The sequence below is a fragment of the Stenotrophomonas sp. SMYL11 genome, assembly GCF_036320005.1.
In the GTDB taxonomy this organism is placed as follows: domain Bacteria; phylum Pseudomonadota; class Gammaproteobacteria; order Xanthomonadales; family Xanthomonadaceae; genus Stenotrophomonas; species Stenotrophomonas maltophilia_A.
On the sequence record NZ_JAWIRS010000004.1, the window covers coordinates 137130 to 156461 of the forward strand.

Genomic DNA, 19332 nt, shown 5'->3' on the forward strand with positions numbered 1-19332 from the left:
GGCTCAGCTGACGCGGAGCACGTAGTCGATCGGGGCCGTGCCCAGGCCCTTGAGATTCAGGTACAGGCCGTCGGAGCCGACAGTCACGCTCTCCACCGGGGCCTGTACGTAGGTGGACAGCTTTGTGCTCTTGCCGGCGGTGTCGACGTGGTTGGCGACAACCGAGTACTTGCCCGGTTCCATGCGCTTGCCGTTGGCGTCCTTGCCGTCCCACTTGAAGGCGGTTTCGCCGGCGGCCTTGGCTTCAACGCTCAGCGAGGTGACCTTGGTGCCGTTGGCATCGGTGATGTCGACGGTGATGATGCCGGCCGAGGGCGCGGCCACCGTGCCTTCGACGCTGCCTTCCTTTTCCAGCACCAGCTTTTCCGACGGCACCAGTACCTGGTGGCCAACCAGTGCGGCACCGCGCAGCACCTGGTCGCTGGCCATCGATTCCTGGAAGCCCTTTACCGTCTTGTTCAGATCGGTGATGCCCTGCACGGTGGACATCTGCGCCATCTGCGCGACCATCTGCGTGTTGTCCATCGGCTTCAGCGGATCCTGGTGCTGCAGCTGCTCGGTCATCAGGCGCAGGAAATCGGCCTGGTCCAGCGTGTTCTTCTTCTTGGTGGCGTTGCTGTTCGGGGCGTTCAGGCCGAGCGCGGCGTAGACGTCCTGGTTGGTCTGGTTGTTGACGGCGGTGGTCATGGCGATATCCGGTGCTGCGGGCCTCAACGGCCCATGGTCAAGGTGGCCAGGGCCAGTTCCTTGGCGGTGGTCAGCATCTCCACGCCAGCCTGGTAATTGCGCGAGGTCGAGATCAGGTTGACCATCTGCGCCACCGGATCGACATCGGGCTGGTAGATGTAGCCATCGCCATCGGCCAGCGGGTGGCCCGGTTCATAGCGCTTGATCGGCGCGGCTTCGCTCTGGGTGATCTCCTTGACCTTCACCGAGGTGATGTTCGGGTCGTTCTTGCTGGTCACCGCCTGGAAAATCGGTTCCAGCGGCTTGTACACGGCGTCGGCGGAACCGGCGACGGTGTCGGCGTTGGAGAGGTTGGAGGCGATGGTGCTCATGCGCACCGACTGCGCCTGCAGCGCGGAGCCGGCGATATCGAAGATCGGCAGGTTGCTCATGGCTTATTGCCCCGTGATCGCGGTCAGCATGGAACGCACCTTGCTCTCGACGAAGCTGAGCGAGGCGCGGTATTCCAGTGCGGCGCGACCATAGGCGGCACGCTCGGCATCGGGGTCGACGGTGTTGCCGTCCAGGCTGGGCTGCACGCCTTTGCGCGCGATCTGGAACGGGTTCAGGCCACTACTGATTTCGTAGTGCTGCTCGTGGGTGGTGGTCATCAGGCCGTTGGCATCCTGCCCCTGCGCATGGCGCAGGGCGGCATCGAAGTCCAGATCCTGGGCCTTGTAGCCGGGAGTGTCGGCATTGCCGAGGTTGCTGGCGATCAGCTTCATCCGCTGTTCGCGCAACGGCATGGCCTGGGCGTGGACGCCCAGGTAGTCGGTAATCAGGTTGCGCACGGTGCACTCCCACAGGAACGTTGCCCGGGAAGCTGCAAGGGGTGTGCCAAATTCGAGAGGGTAGTGCCGGCCGCTGGCCGGCTTCCCGGATTGTCCGCGGTTGCCGGCCAGGGGCCGGCACTAGCGGATCAGAGGCCTCAGGCCGCCATCGCGACCTTGCGCAGACGGTCCAGCACGAAATCGGCCAGTTCGTGCGGCGAGTACTTGGCGACGAAGGCGTTGGCGCCGACGCGCTCGACCATCGCATTGTTGAATACGCCCGACAGCGAGGTGTGCAGCAGGACGTACAGGCCGGCCAGGCCCGGATGGCGCCGGATTTCCGTCGTCAGCGTATAGCCGTCCATGGCCGGCATCTCGATGTCCGAGATGACCATGGCGTAGCGCTCGGCGGGGTTCTCGCCCGAGGCGTGGATCTGCAGCAGGTGGTCCAGCGCCTGCTTGCCGTCGGAAAGCAGGGTGGCGCCCACCCCGAGCTGGTCCAGTACGCTTCGGATCTGTTGGCGGGCCACGCGCGAGTCGTCCACCACCAGCACCTGAAGTTGCGGGCCGTCGGCGGGCATTGCCATCGCCGGGTCGAGTACTGCTTCACTGCGCACCTGGGCGATATCGGCCAGCACGCTTTCAACGTCGATCACCTGGATCAACTCGCCCTGGAAGCGGGTCACCGCCGTCAGGTAGCTCGATTCGGCGCCCAGTTCCGGAGGCGGGTGGATGTCTTCCACCGCGATGTTGACGATGCGCTCCACGCCGCTGACCAGGAAACCCTGGATCGAACGGTTGAATTCGGTGACGACCAGGTAGCCGGGCGAGGTGTCCGCATCGGGCTCACGCTCGGGGTGGCCGATGGCCAGGCCCAGGTCCAGCACCGGCACCGAGCGGCCACGGACGTCGGCCACGCCGGCGAACTGGCTGGGCAGTCCGGGCACCTGGAACAGCTCCGGGCGGCGCAGGACTTCCTGAACCTTGAAGACATTGACGCCAAAAAGCTGACGTCCGCCGAGGCGGAACAGCAGCAGCGCCAGGCGATTGTGGCCGGCCAGTCGGGTCCGCTGGTCGATCCGGTTGAGCAGGTCATGGGACATGGCTGCTGTATCGGCGGGGTGGGCGCCGAACTTGAGCGCTCTGTCGACCGCGCGTTCCCCACCGTTTTTGTAGAGTCGACTGTTAGTCGACTTCTCTTTGATCCGATCGCGGAAACTCCGCGCTTCGCGCGAAAGTCGACTAACAGTCGACTCTACCCATCCGGCCCCATTCCCATTCCCATCCCGGTCCCGATCAACCCGCCCTGTCGCTCTGGCACACCCCTTGCACGCACCAGGGCCAGATCCCATCAACAGGAGGCGCCATGCGCCGGGTCACATCGCTCTTCGCCATCGCGCTGGCCCTGGCCACGCCGTGGGCGGTTGCCGCCGACTGGCAGCCGGTGGCCAGTATCCGCACCGCGGCGTTGTCGACGCTACCGGCAGGCAGCGAGGGCGAGGCCCAGGTGGCCGATGCGCTGCGTTTGCCCAGGTGTGGTGGCGCGCTGCAGGTGCAGCCCACCGCCAACACCACGGTTGAAGTCAGCTGCCCCGATGCCGGCGGGTGGCGCCTGTTCGTGCCAGTAAAGGTGCGGCGCAACCAGACCGTGCTGGTGCTCAACCGCGGAATCGGCACTGGAGAAACCCTCACCGCCGCCGATATCACCACTGCCCAGCGTGACGCCGCCCGGATTGCCGGTGCGGTGCTGGCCGATCCAAATGCAGCGATCGGCCGCATCGCCCGCCGTCCGTTGCAGGCCGGAGCCCTGCTGTCGAACAACGATCTGGTGGTGCAGCGTCTCATCAAGCGAGGAGACAATGTGGCCCTGGTTTCGCGTCGCGGCTCGGTGGAGGTCCGTATTGCAGGCCGTGCGATGGGCGATGCCGGTGAAAACGAACGGGTCTCGGTGGAGAACCTGTCCTCGCGGCGGATCGTGCAGGGCACGGTCGATGCCGCTGGTGACGTAATCGTGGCGCGTTGATTTACCGCAAAGTATCCCTAAAGATCACGGCCCTGCGGCCGTTATCCCTTGTGAACGGCAACTCCAGGACACCCCATGAGCCAGAAAATCGACGGCAACCTGCAGGTCCCCCAGGCACTGCGCAGCGTGACGACCCCGGCCAACAAGCCCGGCGTCAGCACCGATGCGGCGGCGCGCCCGGTCGAAGCGGCCGACAGCCTGCGCCTGACCGGCGAGGCCACCAATCTGCAGGCCATCGAGCGTGAGCTGACCACCGCCCCGGCAATCGACGCCCAGCGTGTGGCCGCGGTGCGCGAGTCACTGCAGAACGGCACCTACAGGATCAATCCGGACGCGATCGCATCGCGCATGCTCGAGCTGGACCAGCAGCTGCACGGATGACTGCGGCGATGAGCGAGCCGCTGCAGCGTCTTGCCCAGGCCCTGGACGTTGAACGCCAGGCCCTGGTCGAGCACGACGTGCACGCCCTGATCCGGGCCACTGGTGCCAAGCTGGAGGCGCTGCGTGCGCTGGAAGGCGCGCCGCCGGTGGGCGAGGGTGAACAGCTACAGGAACTGGCCGAGCGCAACCGTGCCAACGGCGTACTGCTGTCGCGCCGCCGCCGCGAGGTCAACTGGGCACTGCGCCAGCTCGGCCGCACCGAAGATGCCTCGGCCTACGATGCCAAGGGCCAGGCGCACACCGTCACTGCGCGCCGCCCACTCGCCGTCGCCTGACGCGACGGCGGTCGCACATCCCATCCCCGCGGGCTGAAGCCCGCCGCACGACCGCGTATATTGGGCGCCTGTTCGAATGCCCCGAGTCGCCGTGTCCGCTGCCAACGCCCTGGTTACCGCCCCCCTTCCGCCGCAGCCGGTGCTGCAGGCGCTGCTTGAGCGTCTGCGTGAAGGGCTGCTGCTGTTCACCGAAGACGGGCAGGTGGCCCTGGCCAACCCGGCCGCGCAGAACCTGCTGGCCAGTGGTGAGGGCGGCGGCCTGCCACCGCCGCAGCGCCTGCGTGAACTGCTGCCGCCTGATGCATTGGAGCAGGCGCGCCAGCATGGTCACTGGAACGGCAGCCTGCCGCTGGGCGAGGGCGTGGTCATCGCCCATCTGTATCACCACGGCCCGGTCGGCCAGGGCCACTTCCTGGCGTTGTTCCGCCATATCGAGGGGCAGGAAGACTATGAGCGCGAACTGCAGCAGCGCCATGCAGAGCTGCGGCAGGCCTACCTGCGCCTCAACGGTACCCAGGAAAAACTGCTGCAGTCGGAGAAGATGGCCTCGATCGGCCAGCTCGCCGCTGGCGTCGCGCACGAGATCAACAACCCGATCGGTTACGTGCACTCCAACCTGGGCAGCCTACAGGAGTACCTGCGCAGCCTGTTCACCGTGATCGAAGCCTACGAGCGTGCATTGCGGGCGCCGGACCCGAAGGCGCTGATCCCGGAAATCGACGATATCCGTGACCGCCTGGACATCGATTTCATCAGCCGCGACCTGCCGCAGCTGATGGCCGAGTCGCGCGAAGGCATCGAGCGGGTGACGCGCATCGTGCGTGATCTGAAGGACTTCTCGTATTCCGGCCGCGACGAGTCGTGGAAGCTGGTCGACCTGCACGCGGGCCTGGAATCGACCATCAACATCATCTGGAACGAGCTGAAGTACAAGGTCACCCTGGTTCGGGAGTTCGGCCAGTTGCCGCTGGTGGAATGCCTGCCGTCGGAGTTGAACCAGGTCTACATGAACCTGCTGCTCAACGCGGGCCATGCCATTGCCGAGCGTGGCACGATCACCGTGCGTACCGGTGTTGATGGCGATCACGTATGGGTGGAGTTCGAAGACACCGGCGGCGGCATCTCGCCGGATTTGCGCCAGCGCATCTTCGATCCGTTCTTCACCACCAAGCCGGTGGGCAGCGGTACCGGGCTGGGCCTGTCGATCTCCTACAGCATCATCAACAAGCACCATGGCCGCATCGACCTGGACAGCACCCCGGGCGTGGGCTCGCGCTTCCGCGTGGTGCTGCCGGTGAAGCAGCCGCGCTGACCGTTTCTGGTAATGCCGGCCGCTGGCCTGCAACCTCATTGAACCCGGCATCCAGAGCAGCCGGCCAGCGGCCGGCTCTACCAGAGGGGATCGTTACCGCAGCGGGCGATCCTCGCCGCCATCTCCGCTCTCCACCGGCGCCGGGCCAGCATTGCTGCGGCGCTGCTCCTCATAGGTGCGGAACGCCTGGTGGATGTGCTTGCGCAGCTCGTCGTCGTTCCATGGCTTGGTCAGGAAGCGATAGATCGCGCCGCGGTTGATCGCGTCGGTCACGGTGTTCAGATCGGTGTAACCGGACAGCACCAGGCGGATCGTGTCCGGGTACAGCATCTTCACCCGGCCCAGGAACTCGGTGCCGCTCATGTCGCTCATGCGCTGGTCGGACAGGATCACCTGCACGTCATTGATTGCCAGCAGGTCGAACGCATCGCGCACGTTGCCGGCGGCCAGGATGCGGTAGCCGTCGCGGCGGAACAGGCGCACCAGCGAGCGCAATACGTTCTCTTCGTCGTCCAGCAACAGCAGCGTGCGGTCCGGACGGGTCTCGGCAAAGGCTTCCGGACGCAGGTAGCGGCGGCGCAGGGTCATGCCGGCGGCATCGGCCGACATCGGTTCGCCGAACAGGTAGCCCTGGAACACATCGCAGTCGTTGCGGCGCAGGAAGCCCAGCTGGGCCTGCGATTCAACGCCGTTGGCGATCACGGTCATGCCCAGCTGATGGCCCATGGCGATGATCGCGCGGGCGATGGCCGCCTCACGGTTGCCGGCCGGCGCGCTCTTGATGAAGCTGCGGTCGATCTTGAGCTTGTCCACCGGGTAGCGGACCAGGGCACTCAGGCTGGAATCACCGGTGCCGAAATTGTCCAGGCTCAGGCTGATGCCTTCGTTGCGCAGATTGGCCAGCGTCTCGTGCACGAAGTTGACGTTGTTGGTCAGCGCGCTTTCGTTGATCTCCAGCGTCAGCATCTGTGCCGGCACGCCCGCGGCCTGGATCAGGCCCATGACTTCAGCGAAGAAGTTGGGACGCAGCAGCTGCAGGGTGGAGACATTCACCGCGATGGTGAAGTCGTCGAAGCCCTGATCGCGCCACAGGCGTGCCTGCTTCAGTGCCCCTTCCAGCACCCAGGTGCCGATCTGCACGATGATGCCCAGCCGCTCTGCCGTGCGCATGAAGCGCTCCGGCACCAGCATGCCCAGCGTCGGCGACTGCCAGCGAAGCAGCGCTTCCATGCCGACCACGTGACCATCGCGGGCGCTGACCAGCGGCTGGTAACGCAGTTTCAGTTCGCCGTTGGGAATGGCGTCCACGATCTGGCGGGCGATGATGCTTTCGCTGTGCGCGCTGGGCGGGGTATCCACCGCGTGGATGCGCACCGCGTTGCCGCCTTCGCGGGCCGCCTGGTACAGCGCGTCCTCGGCATGGTCGAGCAGGCGCGAGGTGCTGCTGGCATGGTCCGGGCACAGGCTCACGCCCAGCTTGCCGGTCATGAACAATGTATAGGGCAGCACCGACAGTGGCAGCTCCATCTGCTGGCGGATCTCTTCGGCGAAGTCCTCCGGCAGCGGAACGTCGGCCGTGCGTGGCACTGCGATCAGGAACTCATCGCTGCCGTGGCGCCACAGCTTGCCGCGACCACGCAGGTAGGACTGCAACCGCTGCGCCACCAGCACCAGGGCCTGGTCACCCACCTCGGCGCTCATGTTTTCGTTGACCGAGGCGAAGTGGTCGATGTCCACGTGCATCAACATCAGTGCGGTGCCGCCCGAGGCCGCCTCGGCGACCATCGCCTGCAGCTCGGGATTGCCGGCGCCAAGCCGATCAGGCGCATCATCGATGCTGACCGGGGGCTGGTTGGGATTCCACATAGGCTCAGTAGTCCGGTGACTCAACGGCGGCCATGCTGGCCGCCTGGTAGGGGAGGTGAACGTCGATCAGGGTGCCTTCGCCGTGTGCGGATTCGATCCGCACATGGCCACCGACGCTCTGCGCACGCTCACGCATCACGATCAGGCCCAGCCCGCGCGGGCCATCGGGGTCGAAACCCTCGCCGTCGTCGCGGATCTGCAGGTGCAGGCCGCGCTGGCCGACATCGCGCAGCTGCAGCAGTACCTGGCTGGCGCGGGCGTGGCGCAGCACGTTGGTCAGGCTTTCCTGGGCGATGCGGAAGCAGGCCTGCTCGATGCTGTTGTCGGGACGATGCGGCAGCGGCTCGATCTCGGCCAGCAGTTCCACCGGCGACGAACGGAACAGCACCCGTGCCTGCCAGCTCAGGGCTGCTTCCAGGCCCAGCGCGTCCAACTGTGGCGGGCGCAGCAGGGTAGAGATGTCGCGCAGCTTGGCCACCGTGGTATCGGCCAGGCTGACGATCTGTGCCAGGTCCTCGCCGCGGCGCTGCGGATCGTCCTCGTCCTGAGCGGCATACGCAGACAGTTTGATCGCCGTGATCGCCTGGCCGATATCGTCGTGCAGGTCGCGCGAGATCGCGCGGCGCTCATCCTCCTGCAGCGAGAACAGGCGGCCGGCCATCGCCTGCAGTTCACGGTTGCTGGTTTCCAGTGCACTGCGGGTGCGCTCGGAATCGCTCAGGTCGCGCACGATCAGCAGCTTGCAGTCGCGTCCGCCATAACGCACTTCGCCCACCGCCAGGCCGGCATGGAAGCTGCGGCCATCCGCGCGTTGCATCGCCACCACGCTGCTGTGACCGGGCCCCAGGTGTGGCTGGCCTGCACGCAATTGGCTGCGCACGCGGACCAGATCGGCGCTGTCCACCAGTGCTGACAGGGGCTCGCCCAGCAGAGTGTGGCTGCCATAGCCGAACAGGCTGGCGGCCCAGGCGTTGGCGTACAGCACGTGTTCGTCGGAGAGGATGACCACGCCGTCGGGCAGTACCCGTACCAGCTCGCGGAACTGTTCCTCGCGCTCGCGCAGCAGGCGTCGCGACTGCTCGCGCTCCGTCACGTCCTGCAGGGTGCCCAGCACGCGGTTGCGGCCGGCCTCGTCGATGCCGCTGGCAGCACGCAGATGCACCATCAAGGCGCGCCCATCCATCGACAGCAACGGCAACAGCACGTCCACCTGGACCGGCTCGCCGGAGCAGAGCTCGGCCAACAGCTGTTCGGTCTGGGTGGCGGTGGCCGGGTCTGCCGGGACCAGCAGTTCGTCGAAGCGATGCCAGCGCCGCGCCTCGGGCGGGCGGCGACCGAGCAGGCGATATACCTGGTTCGAATAGCGGCCAAGTCCCGTGGAGGGGTCCAGTTCCCAGGCGCCGATGCGCGCCAGCTCGTGGGCTTCTTCGACCCGCGCCAGCGCCTGGTCACGGCGCAGCTGGGCCAGGTCTTCAGCGGTGCGGTCGATGGCAATCAGCAAGCGGGCGTTGTGGCCGTCGTAGCTGATCGCGTTGGAGCGCAGTTCCATCTGCCGCAGGGAGCCGTCGCGCAGCTGCAGCTGGGTACGCAGGATGCACAATTCCTCCGGTGCCTCGCGGATCGCCTCCAGCTTGGTCTGCAGTGCCTGGTCCTGGCCTGGCGGCCACAGCGAATCGATGGTCTGCTCCAGCAGTTCGTCACGGTCCCAGCCGAAGGCCGTACAGGCCGCCGGATTGGCATCGAGGATCGCCAGCGTATCGAGGTCATAGACCAGGATCGGGCCGGGGTTGCCCTCGAACATCTGCCGCAGGCGCAGCTCGGAGGCCTGCTGGCGTGCATGGGTGTGCAGCACGTGCTCGGCCAGCGGGCGCAGCAGCAGATACAGCAGGCCCGCGCTGGCAAGGGCGAAGAACGAGCCCTTCAGGCCCTGCCACAGGGCCGCCTGCTGCGGGTCGGGCACCAGTGCCTGCACTGCGCTGTCGGTGGAGATCATCCAGGCCAGCGCCATTGCCAGGTAGCTCAGCACCACCCGACGCCGGTCGCGGCTCAGCGCCTGCGCCATCCGCGGGTCGGGAACTGGGGCGTTGCCGGTCGGTTGAGCGGGCATGGACAGGGCGGAAGAAAGGGGCGCCGGCCATCTTACCGCGCAGGTGCGCCCAGACCACTCAATTATCCGCCGCAGGCGCCGTTAACCACTGCGTGCCCCGCTGACGGGCGTGTCATCCGGAGCAAGATCGCGTGGACCAAGGGATCATCGCCAGCCTGCTGCAGCACCCGCTTGCGTCGGCGCTGGTCATCGTCGACCGCACGGGCCGCCCGCTGGCGGCCAATCCGGCTGCGCGCGAGCACGGCCTGCCGGCGACCGTGGCTGCGTATGCGCCGATGCTGGAAGATCTGCGCCTGATGGCCGCCGATGGCGGCATCGTGGCCTGCACGCTGCCCGGTGGCCCGCACGGGCACTACGACGGCCACCTGCGCGCCGTGCATGATGGCGCCGGCAACCTGCTGGCCTTCACGCTGAGCATTCCCGAGCCGGTGCCGCTCGGCGGCGGTGGGCGCTGGGAGCTGGCGCTGGACAGCGCCGGGCACAGCCTCTGGGACTGGGACATTCCCAGCGACCGTGTGGTGCGCACCCCGGCATTGGGCGATGAAACCGCCACCGAGATTCTGGCCCGTGTGCACAACGAGGACATCGCCCAGGTGCGTGCCGCGCTGGACCAGCATCTGCGTGGGCAGAGCGAGCAGTACAGCGCACAGTTCCGCTTCCGCCAGGCCGATGGCCAGTGGCGTTGGGTACTGGACCGCGGGCGCGTGGTCGCGCGCACCGCCGATGGCCAGCCGCTGCGCATGGTCGGCACGCATACCGATATCGAACAACAGAAGCAGCTGGAAGGGCTGCTTCAGGAACAGCAGCTGCACCTGAGCGAGGCCCAGCGCATCGCCAGCATGGGCAGCTGGTCGTTCGACCCCAACAGTGGTCATTTCTGGTGGTCGCCGGAGCTGCGTTCGCTGCTGGCGCTGGAGCAGGGCGCCGTACCCGGCCAGCGGCGCTGGCTGAAGCAGCTGCACCCGCGTTCGCGTGGCGCGTTGCGTGCGGCCTGGCGACGCCTGTGGCGCGATGGTCGCGCCGCCAACCTCGAGCTGGAGCTGACCCGCGGCAATGAGCCGTCACAGCATCTGCGGCTGTGGATCCAGCCGCTGCTGGACATGGACGGCCAGCCCAAGCGCCTGCTCGGCCAGGTGCAGAACATCACCGAGCAGCACCAGACCGACGCGTTGATCCGCTGGCGCACCGAGCTGCTCAATCGCGTGTCCGCGCTGGGCCGCATCGGCGGCTGCGAGATCGAGGTACAGACCCGGCACATGCAGTGGACAGAGGAGTGCTACCGCATCCATGGCCTGCGCAAGGAACCGATCACCCTCGACCAGGCGTTGGCGCTGTACACGGAGGACTCGCGCAACGCGTTCGAGGCGGCACTCGCCCGTATCGCCAACGGCGGCCTGCCCGAGCAGCTGGACCTGTGCTTCTACCGCCAGTCCGGCCTGCGTGTCTGGGTGCAGGTGCTGATCGAGCTGGATCGTCGTGACGGACTGCCGCCGCGCTTCGTGGTGCTGTTCCGTGACATCACCCGCGAGCGCGAGGCCAACGAGCGCATTGAACTGCTGGCCCACTACGATCTGCTGACTGGCCTGCCCAATCGCGTGCTGCTCGGCGAGCAGACCGCCGAGGCCATCGAGGAAGCACGCGATCGCGGAACCTCGCTGGCGATGCTGTTCATCGACCTGGACGGCTTCAAGACCATCAACGACAGCTTCGGCCACGCCACCGGCGATGCGCTGCTGAAGGCGGCGGCCACGCGCCTGCACCAGAACCTGCGCAACAACGACCTGTTCGGCCGCTTCAGTGGCGACGAGTTCATTGTGGTGCTGCGCGACCTGGCCGAGCCGGAAGACGCCGGCCACGTGGCGCGCAAGCTGATCGCCTCGTTGGCCGAGCCGCTGCGCCGTGGCGAGACCACGTTGAAGGTCGGCGCCAGCGTCGGCATCGCGATGCTGGGCGATGCGCAGACCGACTTTGATTCCCTGCTGCGTGCTGCCGACGCCGCGATGTACGCGGCCAAGGAAGCCGGGCGCAATACCTACCAGTACTACAGCCAGGACGCATTGGCCCGCATCCAGCGCCGGCTGGACGTCGAGCATGCCCTGCATGGGGCCATCGAGCGCGAAGAGTTCAGCCTGGCGTACCAGCCGCTGCTGCACGCCCACCACGGCGAGCCACCGGCGATCGAGGCACTGTTGCGCTGGCACCGGCCTGGCATCGGCTACTGCAGCCCGGCCGAGTTCATTCCGATTGCGGAGAAATGCGGTGAGATCGTGCGCATCGGCGACTGGGTGCTGAATGAAGCCTGCCGCCAGGCGACCGCCTGGGACCGTGCTGGACTGCATTTCGACCGCATCGCGGTCAATGTGTCGGCGGTGCAGCTGCGCGACCGCGGGTTCGCCGAGCGCGTAATCGAGATCTGCCACGCCCACGGCTGGCCGCCGCAGCGGTTGGAGCTTGAGCTGACCGAGTCGGCACTGATCCGTGACACCGACATTCTGCGGCATTGCTTCGATGTGCTGGAACGGCACGGCGTACCGCTGGCGGTGGATGACTTCGGTACCGGCTTCTCCAACCTCAATTACCTCAACCGCTTCCCGGTGGGGCGCCTGAAGATCGACCGCAGTTTCGTGCAGGGCATGCTGCACGATTCGGGCACGGCCGAAGTGACCCAGGCGATCGTGCACCTGGGCCACGCGCTGGGCATGAAGGTGGTGGCAGAAGGCGTGGAAACGCACCAGGAAGAAGACATGCTGCGCCGCCAGGGCTGCGACGAGATTCAGGGCTACCTCTACTCGCGCCCGCTCAGCCCGCGCGACCTGGCGCAATGGCTGCGGCAGCAGCACCCGGCACCTGGGCGCACAGATGCTGCCAGCGAGGTCGTGCTGGCACGCTGAGGGTAGCGCCGGGCCTTGCCCGGCGGGATCGCCGCACGCCGACGCACCGCTCTGGTAGGTGTCGACCTTGGTCGACACGAATGCCCGAGCTCGCGCTCATCCACGCATGGCTTGGAGCTACCGGTTATCGCCATCCGGTTGGGTCGGCGGCTTCCCAGGTGCTATCCCGGCAAGAGCTTCCAGCTCGGCGAGGCGATCCGCCTTCACCAGGTGCGCAGCGTTCCAACCGCCTTCGGAAACCGCGGGCGAAAAACTGTAGATCTCATTCGGAGCCAATGGCCCAAGTCGGTCACGTGCATGGGCATGCAGGGGCCGCTCATCGTCGTCGGTGACGTCAAGATAGGGCCCATCCAGGGCCTCCAGCAGGAACGCCAGTTTCCAGTTGCGTTCCACCGCATCGGCGGGGTCTGGTAGATCCGATTCTGTTGAGACGTGTCCGCTGTGCGGATCGATGCTGATCTGCGCGGAGGTGTTCTCCCCACACAGAAGAATCTGGCCGAAAGCCGTCACCGCGTAGACATGGAAAATATCGGCACCCTCCATGGGATTGCCTTGCAGGAACGCGGTAGCAATCTCCGCATACAGGTGGGGATCGACCAAGGCGAGCCTGTCGTCGCGATAGCGTGCGAGGCCATCGCGTCGCCACAGTGCCAGCAGCAGGTTGGGTAGCACGCCTTCCCATGCCGCCAGGGTGGCTTCGGGAACTGCTTCAACCTTGGAGCTCGGAATGAAGCCCTGAAGGAACTCGTCAGGATTCAACTCCGTTACTGGAAACGCGGTGTTCGGTACGGCCAGTGCATTCCAATCCGTGCTGATTGGCAGGTAGTCCAGGAAGGCGAGTAGTGTCTCAGCCCGTGCAAGTTCCGGGCTGCCCTCGTGGGTTGGAATGACGGTCACCGAGCTTCCTGAGACAAGCAACAACGTGCCCGCAGGAAGGCCATGCCAAGGCTTGGCCAGCACCAGATACCGCTCCGGCGCCTCGTCGACATCAACGTCCAGGATGATGACCTGTGGACCACCCTGCAGGCAGCCGGTGGAGACCTCGACGGTTGCGTCGGTCGCACCTGCATCAGGATCGTTCACATCCATAGGCGCGGAGTACGGCTGCTGGAAATCGCCGAATGACTGGAGAGCTTGATGAAGCGCAAGCAGGGAGTCCGGACCCAGGGCAAGCGGTTCTGCGGCAACCGGGAGTTGCAGGGCAAGTGAAAGGCAGAGGGCGGTGCTGGTCATGGGCTGTGGGCTGATCTGAACTGAAATCGGCCCTGCACGATGAGGGGCTGTCCGGCCCAGGTCCATGCAAACAATCCGAATCTGCGCGTCTTTATCAGCGACATCCACGCATGGCGTGGATCTACTGCAATGCGGCAACCGTTCGCTGCGGAAATTCGGAGCGAAGCCGTGCGCGCACTGCTTCGACCACGTGTGCATAGCGTCGGCGCTGGATGAAATAGCCCATGTGGAACAGCAGCAGGGCCACCAGCATCGGCGACGCAGCCGGGCGGACCAGGATGATCCGCACCAGCATCACTGTCAGGCCCAGCGCGAACCAGCTGCACCGCCCGACCACCCGCACTTCCCTGCGTCGTGCGTCGATCATCACCCGCGCAGCAGCGGAAAGTAGCGGCCGCTAAAGCTCGGCGCGAAGCTCTCGCGAAAGGCGATACTGCCGTCAGGCAGCGCGCGGAACACCAGGCGAAGCCAGGTATCGGCCGGCAGATCATGCTCCAACCCAGCCAGCTAAAGCTGCGCCAGCTCTGCTGGCGCAGCGGCGATGCGCTGATTGAACAGTACGATGCCGGTGCGGAAGAAGAACGGCGCCCACAGCACCAGCAGCAGGCCTTCGATCAACAGCACTGCGATCAGGGCGATGGCCATCGGTCTTCCATGAGCGGGACCGGGGCATCATGCCACAGCGATTACGCCACGCCAGTAGATCCACGCCATGCGTGGATGTTGCCCGGAACGAGCCGCGGTCCTGGCGGGGTCGTCCAGTGAAACGAGCAGTCTCCTAGGTTCAATCCTCTTCCACCAGATCGCTGAGATCCAGGATCTGCGGATCAACACTGTGCGCGACGATGCTTCGGAGCATTCCAGCCTTTGGCCTTAGGGCGTAGCAATGCATCGTATGGATGGGATTGAATTCCAGCCACGGGCAGGACGAGTGCCCCACGATAACCGGCATGTTGAAGTTTATGTCCTTGGGGTCATCGAGTGGCAGAGTCCACTTCCCGCCGTGATGCTCCCACACGACATCGCCCAGATATCGTGCAAACACAATCCTCAGGCCCTCCTGTTCGTCCTCCGACTGCGTTGCAGCCATCGTCGTGTACAGGGTCTCCAGGCGATCAAGGCTCTCCAGGCTGCGGTCAAGGTCGACGCCGCGCTGCTGCGCTTGTTCGATCAGCCATTCAATCTGATCGTCCATGATGATCAGAAACTGTTCGAAGGCTTCTCGCGCTTCTTCGGAATTGAATGCCATGCGGCCACCAGGGAGGGAGAGCGACGAGTGTGCCCCGGGCCTGTGATCCACACCATGCAACAAGTCCGAAAGGGTGGAGGGGCGATCGCATGCACCCACGCATGGCGTGGATCTACCGGTTCATCAATGCGATGCCCGCCATGGAATAGCTGGCGATCAGGAGCCCCAGCAAGTACTCCGCCACAATGATCAGCCAGTAGGTCATCGGCTCGATCTCGCGCCACACATCAATGGTGCCGTAGCGGTGGTGGCTTAGATGGACGTGCCCGGTATGGATGGCCGTTGCCGCCGCCCAGGCAGCCAGGAAGGCCATCAGCATGAAGAGCAGGCTGCCGAACAGGAATGCGACAGGTCGATGCCGGGGTGGCCGCAAAGTGGCGTAGGCGGGGCGCCAGGTGAAGGTGACCGCGATGAGCACCATCACAGCAAATCCCAGCCAGGTCATGAACGTGGTGCTCATGCGACGACACTCCGTGTCCAGCCGTAGGTGGCATGGGCGGATCATGCCATGGGTTTGGAGCGGGTGGTGGTGAAGGCCATCCACGCATGGCGTGGATCTACCTCAAGGCTTCCCCATCCAACCCCAGGTCCCACGCCAGACCCAGCAGCGCGTCGTCCGTGCGGGACAGGGCAGGGCGCGCATCGGCCAGCTGCTGCAGCTCGCGGATCTCCTCACGTGCCACCTCTTCCAGCTGCTGCAGCTGCTCACGCACGCTCGCGTTGCGCGGGCGCTCGGTGTCGGTGAGGGAGGGCAGGGCGCGGATCAGGGTCATGGTGCGTGTACAGGATGCATCCAATGGCGGGTCACAGGCAAAGGCCCCGGACGAACCGGGGCCTTGCGGGCTGCCGGTGGCGGCAGCGGACATCAGGATCAGAACAGCTCGACGGTACCGGCGCCCATGCTCTGCTGGGCAACCGGCTTGTGCGGCGGGCGTTCCCATTCGCTGCGCAGCTCGCGCAGGCGGCTGCCGGTGCGCTGCAGGGCGGTGGCGATCTCTTCGTCGAACACGCCGCCATTGCGGTGCAGCAGCTCCTGCAGCGCCACCGCCTCGCGGTTGATCGCGGTCAGGCGGTCCAGGTGAGTGTGCACGCCGCCCAGCGCCTGGGTGGCGATGTCTTCGAACTGCAGGGCGCGCACGGCCTCGGCCACGCTGCCATCGATCGAACGGGCGCACTCGGACACTTCGCGCATGCCATCGCCCAGCGAGGCATTGATCTGCGCGACGTTGTCGAGCATGGCCGCCGCTTCCTGACGCGCTTCGCGGGAGCGGTCCATGTCACGCGAGGCCATGTGCGAGACCGTCTCGCGCACCTTGGCGATGGCGTCCTTGGAGCTGTGCGCCAGCTTGCGGATCTGCTCGTTGAAGGTGGTCGAGCGCTCGGACAGGTTGCGCACTTCGTCGGCCACCACCGCGAAGCCACGACCGGCTTCACCGGCACGCGCGGCTTCGATTGCGGCGTTCAGGGCCAGCAGATTGGTCTGGTCGGCAATCGACTTGACGTCTTCCAGCAGCGCGAAGATGCCATCCAGGTGCTGCGCCATCTGGTCGATGTGCTGCACGGTGGTGCTGCTCTGGCCGCTCACCTGTTCCAGCGCTTCCACCAGCTGCTCCATGCGATGGCTGGCGTGCTGGGCGAAACGGGCAACGTCGAGGCCGGCATTGCCTTCATCACCGGCGCGGTCGACGATGCGCGACAGGGCCTGGCTCTGCTGGCGCGACTTGCGGTTCATGGCGTCGAAGCTGCCGCCCAGGCTGGACACCGCCTGGCGGATCAGGTCACGGGCGCGTTCCACTTCGCCGCGCGAACCGTCGATCTCGTTGCCGACGAAGTTGCGCAGTTCGGTCAGCAGCTGGTCCTGCTCACGCAGGACGCGGGCATGTTCCGGGGAACGGTGCGCCTGGGCGCGGGTGGTCCACCACGCAAAGCCAAGCCAGCTCAGCGTCATCGTGGTCAGGATCGCCCAGCGCAGGGCGGCCGGCCATTCGAAACCGATGGCGAAGGGGAGCAGCAGGGTCAGAGCCAGGGGGGCGGCCAGACGGATGAAAATGCGTGAGTACATGGACGTTCTCGGGAGGTGCACGGAGGATGTATCGGCCGTACCCCCTTTCTCTTTAACGTCGATGTGCCTCGAAGTGCATTCTGAATGCGCCGGTGTTCCGACGCCTTGGCGGCTTCGGGGTCAGAGCCCTTTCCGTGCCGGAAAGGGATCCGACCCCATGGCGGTCAGGCCAGCTGCCGGTCCACAGCCTCGATCATCGCCTTGCGGCTGAACAGGAAGTCCCAGTAGCTGCCGCCCAGCTGGCGCCACAGCACCGCCGAGCGCACCGCGGCCAGCAACAGGGCGCGGATCTCGGCGACCACGCCGGCCTGGCCCAGGTAATGCGGGTTGCCTTGGACCATCACCCGCGGCTTCAGGTGGCTGATGGTGTCGGCGTACAGCCCCCCCAGGTTGGCCAGCACGTCCGGGTGGCCGCTGTCGCCCAGCTCGACGGCCTGGCGCTGGGCGCGCTCGATGCCCGAGGCGACCTTGTTCACGGTGGCGCCATCCTGCACGAAGCGGCGCTCCAGCTGCAGCACCGACAGGGCCAGCTTGGGCAGGATCGGGTCCTGGCCCTGGCTGCGGAAGTAGTTGTGCAGCAGGCGCAGGCCGGCCTTCAGCGCATGGCGGTCACCGAACACCTCCTGCGGCGAGGAGGCATCGACGCGGAACACGCTGTCCACGGCGGTGCGCACGGCGGCGGCGTCGGAATGGCCGGTATCGGCGATACGGCGTACCTGCTGCAGGGCCTGGGCAATGCCGGCCAAAGCCAGGACGCGGTCGTCGACAGTGAAACTCATGCAGCGATTACCTCAAAAGGGGAAGGGGTGGTGCGCAGGCGCTGTTCCAGCGGCGCATCGGTGGCGGCGATCACCGCGCCACCCAGGCACACATCACCGTCATACAGCACCAGTGATTGACCTGGAGTAACGGCGCGCTGCGGGCGCGCGAAGGTGACCAGCACGCTGCCATCGTCCAGTACCTCGACCGTACACGGCTCGTCGGGCTGGCGGTAGCGGGTCTGGGCGGTGCATTCAAAGCGCCGTGCCGGCGGCGAGCCGGCGATCCAGTGCGCGGCTTCCGAACGCAGGCGCTCGGACAGCATCCATTTGCTGTCGCGGTCCTGGTCGACGTACAGCACGTTGCTGGCCACATCCTTGCCGACCACGTACCACGGCGCGGCCGGGCGTCCACGCACGCCGCCGATGTTCAGGCCTTCGCGCTGGCCCAGGGTGAAATAGAACACGCCCGGATGTTCGGCGATCACGCTGCCGTCGGCCGGGTCGAGGATCTGGCCTGGCTTGGCTGGCAGGTAGCGGCCGAGGAATTCACGGAAGTCGCGCTCACCGATGAAGCAGATGCCGGTGGAGTCCTTCTTGGCGTGGGTCGGCAGGCTGACGTCACGCGCGATCCGGCGCAGGTCGGTCTTTTCCAGGTCGCCGATCGGGAACAGGGTGGCCGCCAGCTGCGCCTGGCCCAGCTGGTGCAGGAAGTAGCTCTGGTCCTTGGAACGGTCGGCACCACGCAGCAGCAGCCACTGGTGGCCGCGCTGGGTCACCCGCGCGTAGTGGCCGGTGGCGATGCGTTCGGCGCCCAGCTCGCGGGCGGCATCCAGGAAGTGCTTGAACTTCACTTCGCGGTTGCACAGCACGTCCGGGTTCGGGGTGCGGCCGGCCGCGTACTCGGCCAGGAAGTGCTCGAATACGCCCTGCCAGTACTCGCTGGAAAAATCGCGGAAGTGGAACGGGATGCCGAGCAGGCCGCAGACGGCCACCGCATCACGGCGGTCGTCTTCGGCGCGGCAGTCGCCGCTGCCGTCGTCGGCCCAGTTCTGCATGAACAGACCGGCTACGGCCTCGCCCTGCTGCACCAGCCGCCAGGCGGCGACCGAAGAGTCGACGCCACCGGAGACGCCCACCATCACGCGCGGAGTGCTCATGCGACCTCCCGGACCAGCGAAAGCGGATGGCGCTGGCCACCCAGGAAATCAGCCACCACCTGCCAGACCAGCCGGCTGCGCAGGCGCTCCGTGGCTGCCTGCAGCTCGGCCGGGGTCAGCCACAGCGCGCGATCGATGCCGGTGTCCAGCGGCTGCGCCGGGTCGTGCGAGACCGGACGCGCCGCATAGCAGAAGCGCAGGAAGGTGGTGTCGTCGCCGGCCGTCCACTGGTAGCAGCCGATGAAGTGGGTCAGCTGCACCGTCCAGCCGGTTTCCTCGCGGGTCTCGCGCAGGGCTGCCTCGGCCAGGCTTTCGCCCGGCTCGAGGTGGCCGGCCGGCTGGTTCAGCACCTGGCGGCCGTCGATGGTCTCCTCGACCAGCAACACGCGGCCGCCGTCGACCACCACGGTGGCGACAGTGGCGTGCGGTGCCCAGCGCGGGTCCGGCGTGGTGTTCAAC

22 protein-coding genes are annotated in these 19332 nt (G+C 66.3%); 5 read left to right on the forward strand and 17 right to left on the reverse strand.

The window, feature by feature from the left end; all coding sequences use genetic code 11:
* Positions 1–3 precede the first annotated feature (3 nt).
* The 4 genes from V3B46_RS09400 to V3B46_RS09415 form a co-directional block, all read right to left on the reverse strand.
* Complete coding sequence (locus V3B46_RS09400; RefSeq protein WP_154263463.1) at positions 4–687, reverse strand: flagellar hook assembly protein FlgD; 684 nt, start codon at positions 685–687, stop codon at positions 4–6.
* A gap of 23 nt (positions 688–710) precedes the next feature.
* Complete coding sequence (gene flgC / locus V3B46_RS09405; RefSeq protein WP_010485892.1) at positions 711–1118, reverse strand: flagellar basal body rod protein FlgC; 408 nt, start codon at positions 1116–1118, stop codon at positions 711–713.
* Between the two features lie 3 nt (positions 1119–1121).
* Positions 1122–1517, reverse strand: coding sequence for a flagellar basal body rod protein FlgB (flgB, locus tag V3B46_RS09410; RefSeq protein WP_329891768.1), 396 nt, complete (start codon positions 1515–1517; stop codon positions 1122–1124).
* Positions 1518–1654: 137 nt separating this feature from the next.
* Positions 1655–2599, reverse strand: coding sequence for a chemotaxis protein (locus V3B46_RS09415; RefSeq protein WP_154263465.1), 945 nt, complete (start codon positions 2597–2599; stop codon positions 1655–1657).
* 263 nt (positions 2600–2862) lie between these two features.
* On the opposite strand from V3B46_RS09415, the gene flgA reads away from it, so the two are divergent.
* From flgA to V3B46_RS09435, 4 genes are all read left to right on the forward strand, one after another.
* Complete coding sequence (gene flgA, locus V3B46_RS09420) at positions 2863–3519, forward strand: flagellar basal body P-ring formation chaperone FlgA (protein ID WP_329891769.1); 657 nt, start codon at positions 2863–2865, stop codon at positions 3517–3519.
* Positions 3520–3594: 75 nt separating this feature from the next.
* Entirely contained in the window at positions 3595–3900 is a 306-nt protein-coding gene (flgM, locus tag V3B46_RS09425; protein ID WP_154263467.1) for a flagellar biosynthesis anti-sigma factor FlgM, read from the forward strand.
* Positions 3897–4235 (forward strand): flagella protein, encoded by a 339-nt coding sequence (locus tag V3B46_RS09430; RefSeq protein ID WP_010485882.1) that lies wholly within the window; start codon positions 3897–3899, stop codon positions 4233–4235. Before flgM ends, V3B46_RS09430 begins: the two co-directional genes overlap by 4 nt.
* A 91-nt stretch (positions 4236–4326) precedes the next feature.
* Entirely contained in the window at positions 4327–5547 is a 1221-nt protein-coding gene (locus tag V3B46_RS09435; RefSeq protein WP_154263468.1) for an ATP-binding protein, read from the forward strand.
* A gap of 93 nt (positions 5548–5640) precedes the next feature.
* Here the strand turns inward: V3B46_RS09435 and V3B46_RS09440 are convergent, their stop codons facing one another.
* The gene (locus V3B46_RS09440) at positions 5641–7413 is read right to left on the reverse strand and encodes an EAL domain-containing protein (protein ID WP_032127372.1); all 1773 of its coding nucleotides are present in this window, start codon (positions 7411–7413) and stop codon (positions 5641–5643) included.
* A 4-nt stretch (positions 7414–7417) separates the two neighbouring features.
* Entirely contained in the window at positions 7418–9520 is a 2103-nt protein-coding gene (locus V3B46_RS09445; protein ID WP_329891770.1) for a sensor histidine kinase, read from the reverse strand.
* Between the two features lie 131 nt (positions 9521–9651).
* Between V3B46_RS09445 and V3B46_RS09450 the strand changes: the two genes are divergently transcribed.
* On the forward strand, positions 9652–12411 hold the full coding sequence (locus tag V3B46_RS09450; RefSeq protein ID WP_154263470.1) for a bifunctional diguanylate cyclase/phosphodiesterase: 2760 nt from the start codon (positions 9652–9654) through the stop codon (positions 12409–12411).
* A gap of 117 nt (positions 12412–12528) precedes the next feature.
* Here V3B46_RS09450 and V3B46_RS09455 read toward each other — a convergent pair whose 3' ends face one another.
* The 11 genes from V3B46_RS09455 to V3B46_RS09505 all read right to left on the reverse strand — a co-directional run bounded on the left by V3B46_RS09455 (position 12529) and on the right by V3B46_RS09505 (position 19331).
* Positions 12529–13644 carry a GAD-like domain-containing protein gene (locus V3B46_RS09455; RefSeq protein WP_329891771.1) on the reverse strand — a complete coding sequence of 372 codons (1116 nt, stop codon included), beginning with the start codon at positions 13642–13644 and terminating at the stop codon, positions 12529–12531.
* A 121-nt stretch (positions 13645–13765) separates the two neighbouring features.
* Entirely contained in the window at positions 13766–14011 is a 246-nt protein-coding gene (locus V3B46_RS09460) for a hypothetical protein (RefSeq protein ID WP_229655303.1), read from the reverse strand.
* A complete protein-coding gene (locus tag V3B46_RS09465; RefSeq protein ID WP_329891772.1) occupies positions 14011–14142 on the reverse strand; it encodes a hypothetical protein in 132 nt (43 codons plus the stop codon). The genes V3B46_RS09460 and V3B46_RS09465 overlap by 1 nt, the downstream gene beginning before the upstream one ends.
* A 9-nt stretch (positions 14143–14151) precedes the next feature.
* Positions 14152–14289, reverse strand: a complete 138-nt coding sequence (locus V3B46_RS09470) for a hypothetical protein (RefSeq protein ID WP_329891773.1) — start codon at positions 14287–14289, stop codon at positions 14152–14154.
* Positions 14290–14428: 139 nt separating this feature from the next.
* Positions 14429–14893, reverse strand: coding sequence for a hypothetical protein (locus V3B46_RS09475; protein ID WP_329891774.1), 465 nt, complete (start codon positions 14891–14893; stop codon positions 14429–14431).
* Between the two features lie 112 nt (positions 14894–15005).
* On the reverse strand, positions 15006–15353 hold the full coding sequence (locus V3B46_RS09480; RefSeq protein WP_106467984.1) for a hypothetical protein: 348 nt from the start codon (positions 15351–15353) through the stop codon (positions 15006–15008).
* Positions 15354–15450: 97 nt separating this feature from the next.
* Positions 15451–15666: a hypothetical protein gene (locus V3B46_RS09485; protein ID WP_088025911.1), complete on the reverse strand. Its 216-nt coding sequence runs from the start codon at positions 15664–15666 to the stop codon at positions 15451–15453.
* 98 nt (positions 15667–15764) lie between these two features.
* Positions 15765–16955 (reverse strand): methyl-accepting chemotaxis protein, encoded by a 1191-nt coding sequence (locus tag V3B46_RS09490; protein ID WP_010485867.1) that lies wholly within the window; start codon positions 16953–16955, stop codon positions 15765–15767.
* A 164-nt stretch (positions 16956–17119) separates the two neighbouring features.
* Positions 17120–17734, reverse strand: a complete 615-nt coding sequence (gene hflD / locus V3B46_RS09495; protein ID WP_032127363.1) for a high frequency lysogenization protein HflD — start codon at positions 17732–17734, stop codon at positions 17120–17122.
* Positions 17731–18873, reverse strand: a complete 1143-nt coding sequence (gene mnmA / locus V3B46_RS09500) for a tRNA 2-thiouridine(34) synthase MnmA (protein ID WP_329891775.1) — start codon at positions 18871–18873, stop codon at positions 17731–17733. The genes hflD and mnmA overlap by 4 nt, the downstream gene beginning before the upstream one ends.
* The gene (locus tag V3B46_RS09505; protein ID WP_329891776.1) at positions 18870–19331 is read right to left on the reverse strand and encodes an NUDIX hydrolase; all 462 of its coding nucleotides are present in this window, start codon (positions 19329–19331) and stop codon (positions 18870–18872) included. Before V3B46_RS09505 ends, mnmA begins: the two co-directional genes overlap by 4 nt.
* Between the last annotated feature and the right edge of the window lies 1 nt (position 19332).

What these genes read in the sequence shown, in the direction of transcription:
- hflD (WP_032127363.1), bottom strand. Translation starts at nt 17,734, where the DNA reads ATGAGTTTCACTGTCGACGACCGCGTCCTGGCTTTGGCCGGCATTGCC.
- flgC (WP_010485892.1), bottom strand. Translation starts at nt 1,118, where the DNA reads ATGAGCAACCTGCCGATCTTCGATATCGCCGGCTCCGCGCTGCAGGCG.
- mnmA (WP_329891775.1), bottom strand. Translation starts at nt 18,873, where the DNA reads ATGAGCACTCCGCGCGTGATGGTGGGCGTCTCCGGTGGCGTCGACTCT.
- V3B46_RS09400 (WP_154263463.1), bottom strand. Translation starts at nt 687, where the DNA reads ATGACCACCGCCGTCAACAACCAGACCAACCAGGACGTCTACGCCGCG.
- V3B46_RS09445 (WP_329891770.1), bottom strand. Translation starts at nt 9,520, where the DNA reads ATGCCCGCTCAACCGACCGGCAACGCCCCAGTTCCCGACCCGCGGATG.
- V3B46_RS09475 (WP_329891774.1), bottom strand. Translation starts at nt 14,893, where the DNA reads ATGGCATTCAATTCCGAAGAAGCGCGAGAAGCCTTCGAACAGTTTCTG.
- V3B46_RS09480 (WP_106467984.1), bottom strand. Translation starts at nt 15,353, where the DNA reads ATGAGCACCACGTTCATGACCTGGCTGGGATTTGCTGTGATGGTGCTC.
- V3B46_RS09415 (WP_154263465.1), bottom strand. Translation starts at nt 2,599, where the DNA reads ATGTCCCATGACCTGCTCAACCGGATCGACCAGCGGACCCGACTGGCC.
- flgM (WP_154263467.1), top strand. Translation starts at nt 3,595, where the DNA reads ATGAGCCAGAAAATCGACGGCAACCTGCAGGTCCCCCAGGCACTGCGC.
- V3B46_RS09440 (WP_032127372.1), bottom strand. Translation starts at nt 7,413, where the DNA reads ATGTGGAATCCCAACCAGCCCCCGGTCAGCATCGATGATGCGCCTGAT.
- V3B46_RS09430 (WP_010485882.1), top strand. Translation starts at nt 3,897, where the DNA reads ATGACTGCGGCGATGAGCGAGCCGCTGCAGCGTCTTGCCCAGGCCCTG.
- V3B46_RS09490 (WP_010485867.1), bottom strand. Translation starts at nt 16,955, where the DNA reads ATGTACTCACGCATTTTCATCCGTCTGGCCGCCCCCCTGGCTCTGACC.
- V3B46_RS09460 (WP_229655303.1), bottom strand. Translation starts at nt 14,011, where the DNA reads ATGATCGACGCACGACGCAGGGAAGTGCGGGTGGTCGGGCGGTGCAGC.
- V3B46_RS09455 (WP_329891771.1), bottom strand. Translation starts at nt 13,644, where the DNA reads ATGACCAGCACCGCCCTCTGCCTTTCACTTGCCCTGCAACTCCCGGTT.
- V3B46_RS09470 (WP_329891773.1), bottom strand. Translation starts at nt 14,289, where the DNA reads ATGGCCATCGCCCTGATCGCAGTGCTGTTGATCGAAGGCCTGCTGCTG.
- flgA (WP_329891769.1), top strand. Translation starts at nt 2,863, where the DNA reads ATGCGCCGGGTCACATCGCTCTTCGCCATCGCGCTGGCCCTGGCCACG.
- V3B46_RS09485 (WP_088025911.1), bottom strand. Translation starts at nt 15,666, where the DNA reads ATGACCCTGATCCGCGCCCTGCCCTCCCTCACCGACACCGAGCGCCCG.